At 36.5% G+C, this 11,571-nt stretch carries 13 protein-coding genes; 4 read left to right on the forward strand and 9 right to left on the reverse strand.

Annotated elements, in window-relative coordinates; all coding sequences use genetic code 11:
• Nucleotides 1-2: 2 nt before the first annotated feature.
• From menD to ubiE, 3 genes are read right to left on the reverse strand one after another with little or no spacing between them, the layout of a single operon-like run.
• Nucleotides 3-1,751: a 2-succinyl-5-enolpyruvyl-6-hydroxy-3-cyclohexene-1-carboxylic-acid synthase gene (gene menD / locus HND50_09130; GenBank protein NOG45382.1), complete on the reverse strand. Its 1,749-nt coding sequence runs from the start codon at nucleotides 1,749-1,751 to the stop codon at nucleotides 3-5.
• Between the two features lie 50 nt (nucleotides 1,752-1,801).
• Nucleotides 1,802-3,229: an isochorismate synthase gene (locus HND50_09135; GenBank protein ID NOG45383.1), complete on the reverse strand. Its 1,428-nt coding sequence runs from the start codon at nucleotides 3,227-3,229 to the stop codon at nucleotides 1,802-1,804.
• Nucleotides 3,230-3,253: 24 nt separating this feature from the next.
• Nucleotides 3,254-4,000, reverse strand: coding sequence for a bifunctional demethylmenaquinone methyltransferase/2-methoxy-6-polyprenyl-1,4-benzoquinol methylase UbiE (gene ubiE / locus HND50_09140; protein NOG45384.1), 747 nt, complete (start codon nucleotides 3,998-4,000; stop codon nucleotides 3,254-3,256).
• Between the two features lie 250 nt (nucleotides 4,001-4,250).
• Here ubiE and HND50_09145 point away from each other — a divergent pair, with 250 nt between their 5' ends.
• Complete coding sequence (locus HND50_09145) at nucleotides 4,251-4,937, forward strand: hypothetical protein (protein NOG45385.1); 687 nt, start codon at nucleotides 4,251-4,253, stop codon at nucleotides 4,935-4,937.
• A gap of 54 nt (nucleotides 4,938-4,991) precedes the next feature.
• Here the strand turns inward: HND50_09145 and HND50_09150 are convergent, their stop codons facing one another.
• The 4 genes from HND50_09150 to HND50_09165 form a co-directional block, all read right to left on the reverse strand.
• Nucleotides 4,992-5,906 carry a hypothetical protein gene (locus HND50_09150; protein NOG45386.1) on the reverse strand — a complete coding sequence of 305 codons (915 nt, stop codon included), beginning with the start codon at nucleotides 5,904-5,906 and terminating at the stop codon, nucleotides 4,992-4,994.
• Nucleotides 5,899-6,450: a GNAT family N-acetyltransferase gene (locus HND50_09155; protein ID NOG45387.1), complete on the reverse strand. Its 552-nt coding sequence runs from the start codon at nucleotides 6,448-6,450 to the stop codon at nucleotides 5,899-5,901. The genes HND50_09150 and HND50_09155 overlap by 8 nt, the downstream gene beginning before the upstream one ends.
• Nucleotides 6,451-6,518: 68 nt before the next feature.
• The gene (locus HND50_09160; GenBank protein ID NOG45388.1) at nucleotides 6,519-6,854 is read right to left on the reverse strand and encodes a hypothetical protein; all 336 of its coding nucleotides are present in this window, start codon (nucleotides 6,852-6,854) and stop codon (nucleotides 6,519-6,521) included.
• 80 nt (nucleotides 6,855-6,934) lie between these two features.
• Entirely contained in the window at nucleotides 6,935-7,525 is a 591-nt protein-coding gene (locus HND50_09165; GenBank protein NOG45389.1) for an SRPBCC family protein, read from the reverse strand.
• Between the two features lie 250 nt (nucleotides 7,526-7,775).
• Between HND50_09165 and HND50_09170 the strand changes: the two genes are divergently transcribed.
• Complete coding sequence (locus HND50_09170; protein NOG45390.1) at nucleotides 7,776-8,156, forward strand: pentapeptide repeat-containing protein; 381 nt, start codon at nucleotides 7,776-7,778, stop codon at nucleotides 8,154-8,156.
• A 15-nt stretch (nucleotides 8,157-8,171) separates the two neighbouring features.
• On the opposite strand, the gene nth is transcribed toward HND50_09170, so the two are convergent.
• Nucleotides 8,172-8,804 carry an endonuclease III gene (gene nth / locus HND50_09175; protein ID NOG45391.1) on the reverse strand — a complete coding sequence of 211 codons (633 nt, stop codon included), beginning with the start codon at nucleotides 8,802-8,804 and terminating at the stop codon, nucleotides 8,172-8,174.
• Between the two features lie 164 nt (nucleotides 8,805-8,968).
• On the opposite strand from nth, the gene HND50_09180 reads away from it, so the two are divergent.
• Nucleotides 8,969-9,895, forward strand: a complete 927-nt coding sequence (locus tag HND50_09180; GenBank protein ID NOG45392.1) for an FAD-dependent thymidylate synthase — start codon at nucleotides 8,969-8,971, stop codon at nucleotides 9,893-9,895.
• Between the two features lie 49 nt (nucleotides 9,896-9,944).
• Here the strand turns inward: HND50_09180 and HND50_09185 are convergent, their stop codons facing one another.
• The gene (locus tag HND50_09185; GenBank protein ID NOG45393.1) at nucleotides 9,945-10,451 is read right to left on the reverse strand and encodes a ferritin; all 507 of its coding nucleotides are present in this window, start codon (nucleotides 10,449-10,451) and stop codon (nucleotides 9,945-9,947) included.
• Nucleotides 10,452-10,657: 206 nt separating this feature from the next.
• On the opposite strand from HND50_09185, the gene lgt reads away from it, so the two are divergent.
• Nucleotides 10,658-11,497 (forward strand): prolipoprotein diacylglyceryl transferase, encoded by an 840-nt coding sequence (gene lgt, locus HND50_09190; protein NOG45394.1) that lies wholly within the window; start codon nucleotides 10,658-10,660, stop codon nucleotides 11,495-11,497.
• Nucleotides 11,498-11,571 lie beyond the last annotated feature (74 nt).

Genomic DNA, 11,571 nt, shown 5'->3' on the forward strand with positions numbered 1-11,571 from the left:
TTTTAAGAAAATTGTAAATCATTTTGTAGTTTTTTATGAAGCAAAAAGTTGTCATTTCTATTTGTCCGAACTTCAATTATGGTTGACTTTTTTCCTTCCTGGCAAGTCTTGTAATTTTCTGCAAATTGATTCACAGAGCCGGGTTGAAAATAAGCCAGTCCAAATAGTTCAACTGCCTTTTTAAAGGTCAGGTTATGCGGAGTTCCAAAATTTTCCTCAAAAACATCGGTATGTTCGGCAATGGGTAAAAAAGAAAAAATTCCGCCACCCTGATTATTGATAAGAATTATGGTAAGCGGAAAATCATTTTTAGAAACCATGGCCAGTGAATTCATGTCATGCAAAAAAGCCAGATCGCCAATTATCAAAGTTGCTGGTTTTTTTGATCCGCATGCAAAACCAATTGCTGAAGCTATGGTTCCATCAATCCCACTTGCACCACGGTTAGATCCGATTTTAACGTACTCATTCCCGGGAACTGCAAACATATCCATATCACGAACAGGCATACTCGAGGCAAGGAACAAAGCTGAATCAGGAAGAATTTTTTCCGATATTATTCGGGCTACAGAAACTTCATTTATTTGAACTTGTAACTTATCAAAATTTTTTAAGTGTTTAATTATTTTTAAGTTTTGATTAAGAAGACTTTTAATGAAGCTTTCATTGGTTTTTTTCGAAACTTGCGGAAGAATTATTTTTACAAATTCATTAATTGCAAGTTGAATGCGCAGAGAAACATTCTTTGCAGGGTCGATTGTTTTTTCTGTTTCAAGAATATGAATGTGTTGGCCTTGATGTTTTTCCAGAAACTGAAGCAATCTTTTGGATACAAATTGTCCACCGAAATGAAGTATAGGTAAATTAGAAAGTTTCTCCTTTAGGGAGCCGGATAAAAACAATTGATCGAAATGATTAATTATATTTTCGGAAGGAGACAATCTTAAACCTGATGTGATATCAGCAAAAACAGGCCAGTTCAGTTTTTTAGATAATTGAAGGACAGCTTGCTGGTCACTTTTGTTTTCACATCTTCCTGCCAGGATAATTCCTTCTAAAGAATCTTCAATTGTTGAAACAATATTTTGTAAATCTTTATTAGGGATATCAAGAGATTTTGCGGCAAGTTTCTTATAAGGTGTATTTGAAATTAACCAGTGATTAATAGTATTTAAATAATCGGGAGACCAATCTATTTTTTTAGGTTCAAGTGGTTCGCGAAACATACAATTCAAATGCACAGGGCCGGGATTGATTCCGGATGAGAATTCAGCGACGTCATCAATTTTTGTTAAAACAAAAGAAGCGTTTTCACTTTCACCGGGGCAGGGAAGATCAAAAAAGAAACGCGGATAATCTCCAAAAAGCTTAACCTGGTTTATGGTTTGGTTTGCGCCGGTATTGCGTAGTTCGGTTGGCCGGTCAGCAGAAAGGATAATCATGGGAATATATTCCTGGGATGCTTCAATCACTGCCGGGTAATAATTGGCAGCAGCAGTTCCGGATGTACAAATTAGTACGGCCGGTTTCCGATTAGCACGGGCAAAACCTAAGGCATGGAAAGCAGCGCCTCGTTCATCATAAATGATTTTAGTGTTAGTTTTTGGATGGCGTGCTGCAGCAATTGTTAGTGGTGTTGATCGCGAACCTGGGGATATACAAAAATAGTCAATCCCATGCCGAACCAATTCCTCAATTATAAGATTGGCCCAAAGGATATTAATATTTTCTGAGGATTGGATTTGGCTCATGGTGCATGTTCCATTTTGAGAAATGCAGGAAGGATTAAGGAGACTTTGTTTTAACGTGTAACATGCAACCCGGAATCCGTTTTTACAGTTTGAGGCTGATCAATTTCTTTCAACGCATTCATAAAACCGGAAATTTTTGTTTCAATTTCTTCCCATTCACTTTGAGAATCAGAGCCCTCAACAATGCCTGCTCCGGAGTAAAGATATAGCTCGTCTTCATGGACAAGCCCCGATCGTATTGCAACTGCAAATTCCGCTTTATCTTTGCCTATCCAGCCAACAGGCCCTGCATACCATCCACGATCAAATTGCTCAATTCTTTCAATCTCGCTAATGGATTTTTGTGATGGTACTCCGCCAACAGCAGGAGTTGGATGTAAATTTTCCAGGATATCACAGTCTTGCACATCATCTTTTATTTTGCCGGAAAACTGCATCAATAAATGTTGCAGGCGGGACAGTTTTAAAATGGAGAGTTTTTCTTGTTCGATAATATTCGTGCACAATTTTTTTAAGGCACCTCTAATACTATCCACTACAAAGCGGTGTTCGCGGATATCCTTTTCGCAGTTAAGCAAATCATTTTCAAACTTTATATCTTCATTTGTTGTTGTGCCTCGTTTACGGGTTCCTGCAACAGCTTCAGTATGGATCTGGTTTTCATGCCGGCAATAAAGCTGTTCCGGTGTTCCTCCAATAAAGGCCACATCTTTCTTTGGCTGAAAACAAAAATAATAAGCGCGGTGATTATTTAATCTCAAGCGCCAAAGTAACTCAATAGGATCAATGCTTTCACCAAACTTTAAAGTGGTTTTTCGAGCTAAAACAATTTTATCAAGATTTGTTTCATGGAATGCAGTTAGCGCTTCTTCGATGTTGTTTTTCCACCCATCAAAGTCAGGGAAATCTATCCGGTTTGTTACCTTGGGGAAGTCATGCGATTGTGCCGCTTGATTGAATTGTATCTCTTTAAGTTCGTTTAAAGCTGTCTCAACAATTTTGCTTACTTCTTCGCCTGTATGAACCAGCAAATTACAAATAAAATATGTTTCAGTTCCCTTGCGAAACAGTTCAAACTTTGGAACAATAAAACGGTATGAAGTAAAAGCCTGCCATTTAAAATCAGAGTTATGCCTGCGGTTAAAGCGCATTCCGCCATAGTAGCGCACATCTTCAACAGTATCGCCCAAATATTCTTTTAACCTGGAAAAAAGCGCATGATAATCGGGCATCAATGATCCGGAAATAATATCTGCTTCACCAAGACCGGCCATTTCAAATTTGCCTTCACGATCCCGCCAATAGGTTTTTATTTCAAAGGATTGTTGTCTAAGCCACTGAATAATATCGAGTCCGTCTATACTAACCTGTAAACGAATAAAACGATGATCAAGCGACGACTCTGTTAAAAACAGTGATAATTTATCCGCTAACCGATCTTTCGCTGTAGATAGTAACCCTGAAATATTTTCGTTCATAAACTGCCTGGATCCCATTTTCAGTTATTCTTTATCGCCCTGATAAATAGATGCAATGCCAAAAGTAAGTGTCTGGTATTTCACATTATTAAACCCGTTACGCTGTAAAACTTCACAAAACTTATCGCCATAAGGGAAAGATTCGACACTTTGGTTTAAATAATTATAGGCATAACTATCACCGGAAATTGCTCCGCCAATAAATGGTAAGATTTTTCTAAAATAAAAAAGATACAATTTTTTCATCAGGATATTTTGAGGAAGAGAGAACTCTAAAATAAGTACCCGTCCACCTGGTTTTAATACCCTGTACATATTTTGAATTCCAAGGTCAAGGTCGTTTACATTCCGGATTCCAAAAGAAATTGTGGCTACATCAAAGGTGCCTTCATTAAACTGGATGTCCGTTGCATTTCCCTGATGGAGTTCAATTTTATCATCAAGATTTAACTTTTTGATTTTTGGGCGGCCAAACTCAAGCATCTTCACGGCCATATCAATGCCGATGGACTTTGAAATTTTATTTTTTGGAGATTTTTTTAAAAGGGAAATGAGAACATCACCTGTACCTGTAGCCACATCTAATACAACCAGGTTGTTGCGGTTTGGTAAAAAACGGGTGAGTTTATTTCGCCAGGCTACATCTTGCCGGAAAGACAACAACCGGTTTAGCAAGTCATACCTGTGTGCAATACGGTCGAACATAACCCAAACATTTTTACGGGTTTCTTCAACCTTTACAGGAGCATGTGTATTATTTTCAATTGTCATTAAAAGAATTTCATTTTGTTAAACCTTCCAATTTATCCAAAATATTCAATCTGGGCAAATCTTAACCGGACTTGTTTAAAGCATCCTCTATTTTGATAAAAAATGAAAATGGAAACAGGTTCTATATAATTTTAAAACTAACTGTTAACAAAACATGCAAATTATGCTTTTATTGATTCAATAATTACGTAAATTAAGATAGTTAGAGTTGGCATGAAAAAATTAAACTCAAATAACAGGAGGCTAAAGGATGGTTTTTCAAAAGTGTTTTAAATTAAGTCTATTATTTTTCGTACTTTTAAGTTTTGGTTTGCATGCTCAGGATAGTACCTCAGAAAATTCACGAACAAATAAGCTCCAGTTTTATTTAGTTAATGGCTTGGATATTTCTTATTCAGACCTATCATTGTCATTTCCTTTACGGTACAATTTTTTTATTACAGGAGCTTACGACAATCGTGATGCCCAGGAAAAAGATATGCACATAATAAGTGACTCAAATTTATATAAGCAAAATTATATATTTAAAGGATTTAATTACAAAATAAGTTCAAAAATCCTATATATAAATTTTTTGTATGAAACGAAATCTTTTAAATCCTACTTTGGAATAGGCCCTATTGTATCATTTAAAAGAAGCCATGCAAATTATATTTCTAAATATGTTGGAGATAATTCTTTTGATTCGAATAAATTTGAAAATGATGTTTGGTCAAATAGCTATGAAGTAGGGTTGTCTACTCTTATCGGGATAGAGGCAAAACTAATTGATCTTATTGCTCTTTTTGCTGAATATGATCTTGACTTTTTGTATAACTTTGTTGAAAGAAAGGTACATAATAGAGATAAGAGCTCTACTAGAAAATATCTACGGGAAGAGGATAATTATCAAATAAGTTTGAGTAATGTAAAGCTAGGTGTGTCGGTTTTTTTTTAGGAATAAAATAATCATGCAGAGAGAGTATCTCTGCATGACTGTTTTGAATGTGTTTTAATTTCCTTGTTTAAAACCTCCAAACCCTTCGCGCATTTTGTCTTCCATCTTAGTTCTTTTAAAACCAGCCGGGGGAGTAAACGTCCCCGGTTTATGGGTTGTTTTTTCAATTGAGTAAACTTCGTCATAATTAACGCTGCCTTGTCCGCGCATCATGTTTATTTCAACATCAACCTGGTGTACCGGCCAGCCTTTTATTTTTTCCCAAACCGGACTTTTTGAATTTTGCATATCACCCATTGATAATTCCATTTCTTTAAACATGCGCTGAAGCTCAGCATACTGTGTTGATGCCCAAATTTGTTCCATTTTGTTTTTCTTACTGACGATATATTCCGCACAGCTAAACGTATTTATAGTTTTAGTTTTTCCTGTAGCATTAACATCTGCTTTTTCTTCTGCACCCGGCATATTACCGCTTTGCATAGCTTCTATTTTTTTGCGGGTTTCAGGTGGAAGTTTATCTAAGTATGCGCCCATTCCCTGCATTTTTGTAGCCATTTGTTTTTGCATTTGGTCACGCATCTTTTTCATTTTTTCTATATCAACCTCCATGTACTCCTTTTTTGCCCAAAATATTGAGTACATAATTTTAGTTTCCAAATTCATGATTACTGACAATTTTCCATCTTCATCCTGCGTGTCAAAGCGAAACTTTTTTCCATCCACATAAATTTTTCCTTCTTCAACAGTAGGGTTTACGCCTTTGGCTTTTGCAGCTTTTATCGCTTGAGGAAAAGTAAGCCCAAAATAATAAGAAGAGGCTTTTTCCAGATTGCCATCACCACTGAAAATTTTCATCATTTCTTCGGTTTCCAGTGTAAAACTGTGTTGCTTTCCCAGATAGCTTTGGGCATTTAAAACGGAGGCTGTAAATAATAATATAAAAATTACGGATACTTTTTTAAACATGGTGACCCCTTTCTAAAAAGTCGGTTTTATTAAGTTCAAAACGGATAATACCTTTTTGTTTGGTATTTCCTGCAAGTCGAAAATAATTTTTTTCTAAAACACGAATGGATGGCCTTAATCCTACCATTGTGTGTGCTACAATTTTTTTCACAGATTTATTGGAAAAGGCCCATTCAATTAAACCTTTAGCCGCTTCTGTTGCAATACCCCGTTTGTGGTAAAGTCCGATAACTGAGTACCCGATTTCAACCTCGCCCTTATCATTGGGAATGCCTTTGAACCCGCCATCACCAACTAAAATATCTTTCTTATCACTTTTGTTTTTTAAAAGAAAATACCACATTCCCCAGCCTAAATCATTGGGGTGGTTTTTTACAAAATTTAAGTAAAACTCCTGTGATAACTCATCATTTAAAGGTGGTGGCCAGTTATAAGGTTTTTGGACATTTAATAATTCAGCAAGTTCATTTGGGTTATTTATATCAGCTTCAATTAACTGCTGCGTAGCCGGGATAAGCTTTAAACGGTTTAGGTCAAGTATCATTTGGGGATGGTTTTAAATAGACTTACAGAGCATACAAAAAGCTGTGAAAAACTGCAAGCGCGGATGTCTCAAATCAAAACTATTACAAGTGGAATTACCCAACTGACTGCAATTCCAAACCAGAACCAGCGGAAGTCATCGCGGCTGTCTTTTTGGAAAGCCAGGAAGCCGTCTCCATAAATTTTTTCAACATCCGGGTTAAGGGCTTGCTTAATCTCGTTCCAGCATTGCAGATGGTGTGCTACCTGCACAGAAAAAACAAATCCTATTAGCGCAGTAACTGTTTTCCCTAATGTGGGAATAAGTGGCCCTGATAGAAAATACCAGAAAATGAAAAAGGAAAGGGCAACTGCTACTACACTCAGAATAAAGTGCCATTTATTATTTGGGATACCTAGAGTCATATTTATACCTTCATTTAGTGGAAATAAAAAAGGGAGTAATTATACTCCCTTAAAAGATGATTTAAATAATATTAAATAGATTAGTTTTCTACAGCTTCCATTTCTGGTTCTTCGGCCATTTCTTCCTTTGAAGCAGGCATATTTTCTACAAGGTTTTTAAGGTTAGTTAAACCTCTTTCATATTGAGGCCCAAGCATTGATTCTAAACCCAAGGTCCAATAGCGCATAAAATAAGAGTACGATCCTCCATAATGCCAGGTTACTTTAGTTGTTGTACTATCAATCTCTTCTAAAATCCAGCCGGAAGATGCAACCATTTGAAAGGGTGCTTTAAATTCCAATTTCTCTTTCATAGATTTATTGGGAACAACTTCTTCAATAGTCATCATTCCACTACCAAGCTGCTCGTTTTGGCTTTCCCACTCATAGGTTGAGCCAACTTCACCTGCATTACCCGTGATTTTTGTGACGACATCCGGATCTATTTCCATCCAGGGGTTCCATGCTGTCATACGATTGTAGTCACTTACTACATTGTAAATATCAGCAGCCGATTTATTGATTTCGGCAGAACGTTGTAGCTTTGCCTCCTCATCTAGAAAAGCAGGGATGATTGCAACAATGCCAATAAGAATTGCTATTACAGCAACGATAATTATTAAAATCTTCATGGTGCCTCCTAATGAAGTTTGTAGTGAAATAGTTATGAAAGAAGTTTGGTCAGGTTACGCTTTAAAACATGAAATATAAATTTTATTGTTTGAAAATGAAAGAACAATGACCTAAACGTTTGTTACCATCGTTTTTATTCCAATAAGAACTTGCAAAGGAAACTAAAGACTTTCCAAAAATACGGGCAAAGCTTAACAAAAATATATCCAATCCGAATATATATCTATTCTTTAATAAACCGGTATTAGAATGAAAAAACAAGATCTACTTATTTTGTTGCGCAAAGAAAATATGAGCGAGTTTAATAAAGCTGTGAAGGGCTTGCTGGATTTTGATTTAAAAAGTGTTAACCTAAGGGGGCGCACGCTAAAAAAAGCAAATTTCAAATATGCAGATTTGAGAGGAGCCTACCTCTCAAATTGTAACCTAAAAGGTGTGAACCTGAGCCATGCGAAACTTGAAGGGGCAAGCTTACACCGGGCAAAAATTAGTGGGGTGTATTTTCCCAAAAATGTCCGAGCTGATGAAATACTTAATACTATTAATTATGGTACGCGGATTAGGACAGATGATTGTGAGGATATCCATGAATCAGATGTTCTATTAACAAATACAGATTTTGACGAATAATTTTTATAAGACTGATTACTTAGCCAGACTATATTTACAGTATTGATTTATCGGGCATTCTTCACACAGTGGTTTCCGTGCTTTACAAATTTTTCGGCCATGCCATATAAGCCAATGATGCGCTTCCGACCATTTCTCCTTTGGAATATTCTTCATCAATTGTTTTTCTGTGTTTAAAACATCATTTGCTTTTGCTAATCCAATGCGGTTGCTTAACCTAAAAACATGGGTATCAACAGCAATTGCCGGAATATTTTTGGCAATACTTAAAACCACATTTGCAGTTTTTCTACCAACACCGGGTAGTTTTACCAGCTCTTCTCTGGTGGAAGGAATGTCATCTCCAAAATTTTCAGCGAGAATTTTGCAGGTTGCTGCCAGGTTTTTTGCTTTCGTTTTATACAGACCAACCGTTTTTATCCAGCCGATGATTTCATCAACGCTTAATTGTGACATACTTTTGGCATCGGGGTATTTTGCAAAAAAATCCTTTGTTACAATATTGACACGGACATCGGTGCTTTGTGCTGCAAGCATTGTCGAAACCAATAATTGAAAAGGTGTTTGGTAATTTAATGCGGTTGTTGTGTCTTTGTAGGTTCCTTCCAAAATCTCAAGAACCCTTGAAACCTTCTCTTTTTTCTTCATAATTTCTAAAATACTATTCTTCAATTTTTATTCAAAACAGATTTTTGATATATTCGAATTCTTATTCATTTTAATAGTTTCTCATCAAATATGCAGCATGATCTTTTCAAGTGATCTGCTCGAAGTTTGAATAAAATCATATACTTTTCATAAGGAGAAAACAGGTGCCAGACGAAACCAATTTGATACGTCCCTCTGTACCGGAGCTTGATGCAATTCTTGGCAAAAAGTTTAAAGTTTTAAATGATGGTTTTGTGCGTTTGATAGACTATATGGGCTCGGATGCTTCTATTGTTCAGGCGGCGCGGGTATCTTATGGTGCCGGGACAAAAAAGGTATCTGAAGATCGTGGTTTAATTCGTTATTTAATGCGACATCGTCATACAACTCCTTTTGAAATGTGTGAACTGAAACTTCATGTCCGCGTCCCGATGGATGCCTGGCGTCAATGGATTCGTCATAGAATGGCATCTGTGAATGAATACAGTACACGCTATTCGATTGCAATTGAAGCAGCTCAGGAAACAGAAATAAATGAATGGCGCTTTCAATCTTCTGATAATAAGCAGGGCAGTGAGGGGTTTTTGCCTGAAGAAGAAGGAAAATATTTTACAAAGCAGGAAAAAGATTTACACGACAGTTTAAGGGCCATTTACGATGAACGTCTTGAAAAAGGCATAGCCCGTGAACAGGCACGTAAAGATCTTCCTTTGGCCACTTACACTGAAGCCTACTGGAAAATAGATCTGCATAATTTATTGCATTTTTTAGCATTAAGAATGGACAGTCATGCCCAATATGAAATCCGGGTTTTTGCCGAAATTATTGGGAATGAAATTGTAAGCAAATGGTGTCCGGCAGCCTGGGAAGCTTTTATGGATTATAGATTCAATGCTAAAAACTTATCGGGGATAGAAGTAGATGTTATCAAGGAAGTGGCAGCAGGAAACCATGACAAAGCGGTAAAAATATTAGAAGATCTGGGTATGTTAAAATACCGCGATGGTAAACGATTACGCAACCGGGAACGCAATGAGCTGGAGGCAAAACTTGAAATGATGAACTTGCCAACACCATGGAAAAATTCTTAGTCATTTAAAACCTTCCAGGTTTGCGAAACCCGGAAGGTTAAGCATATTTCTATTCTTCACCCAAGCCTGGAGTGAGCGCACCCAGTTTTTGATCCAACATAAATAAAGCACTTTGGCTATCGCCCACTTGCTTGCATTGTTGGATTATTTCGCTGGCTTCCTTTTCTTCCTCAACCTGCTCCTCGATAAACCACTGCAGCATTACAGATGTGGCGTAGTCTTTTTCTTCCAATGCCAAAGCATAAAGGTTGTGGATTAAAGCGGTTACTTTTTTCTCGTGTTCCAGTTGTTTTTCAAATATATCAAGAAAAGATTCAAATTCAGATGGTGGCTGCTCAATTCCTAAAAGGGTGACTTTTCCATCACGGTCATGGATATAATCATAAATTTTCATTCCATGTACTCGCTCTTCTTCCCCTTTTAATTTCATAAATGAGGCCATTCCGGGCAGGTCATTAGAATCACACCAGGCAGACATGGAGAGATAAAAATATTCTGAATAAAACTCGTCACGTATCTGGTTATTCAAGGCAATTAACATTTTTTCACTTAACATAGCAGTTCCTTTCTAAAGCGTCAGTTTTATTTCAAAGAGATAATTCTTTAAGAAGCTTAAAATTTAAATAATAATTATAGGCCATTCAATTTTATTATCTGCCTATGCCGGTTATAACAGGTCTTATATTTGTATTTTTTTAAGGATTGGCTAAATTACTTTTTGTATTTATAATGTAATTCAGCTTATTAAATTTAAGGTATTCAATGATTGAATGGACGTTTGACCGGGAAATTTACTCTATTGGTTTTGTCACGATTCGTTATTACAGTTTATTTTTTGTTATTTCTTTTCTTTTGGGAATCGTAATAATGAAAAGAATATTTGTGGCAGAAAACAAACCCCATACTGATGTAGATGATCTTTTGGTTTATACTATGGTTGGGACTGTACTGGGCGCGAGACTTGGCCATGTTCTATTTTATAACCCAGGTTTCTATTTTAGTAATCCCATTGAAATTTTAAAAGTCTGGGAAGGTGGGCTTGCCAGCCATGGGGCGGCCATAGGTATTCTTTTGGCGTTACACTATTTTATAAAACACAAAAAAATCTATAACTATTTATGGCTTGTAGACAGGGTGGTAATTACAGTAGCCCTTGCAGCCTTTTTCATCCGTACGGGTAATTTGTTTAACTCAGAGATTATTGGAAAAGCTACCACCGTACCCTGGGCATTTAAGTTTAGCAGATACGTGGATAATGTCCCCCGCCACCCAACACAAATTTACGAGGCTCTGGCTTATATCATTTTGTTTGTTGTTTTAGCAAAAATCTACAGCGCGAAAAAAGAGAAGTCACCACCGGGGCTATTATTGGGGTTGTTTTTAGTGGGTAACTTTGGCTTTCGTATTTTTGTAGAATTTTTTAAAAAGAATCAGGAAGCTTTTGAAGCAGGAATGATTTTAAATATGGGACAGATTTTGAGTGTTCCTTTGGTTTTGCTTGGGATTTATATGATTTATACATCGCGTACCCGGCCAATACCTGAACCAATAAAAATGCCTAAAGAGAGAAAACAAAATAAAAGAAAAAAGAAGCAAGATTAAAGTTTATAAGTGATAGGTTTTTTGAAATAATTTATGAAAGTCTATTATAGAGGGCCTTGAATCAAGTAACTAAA

Source organism: Calditrichota bacterium, from assembly GCA_013112635.1.
GTDB lineage: Bacteria > Calditrichota > Calditrichia > Calditrichales > J004 > JABFGF01.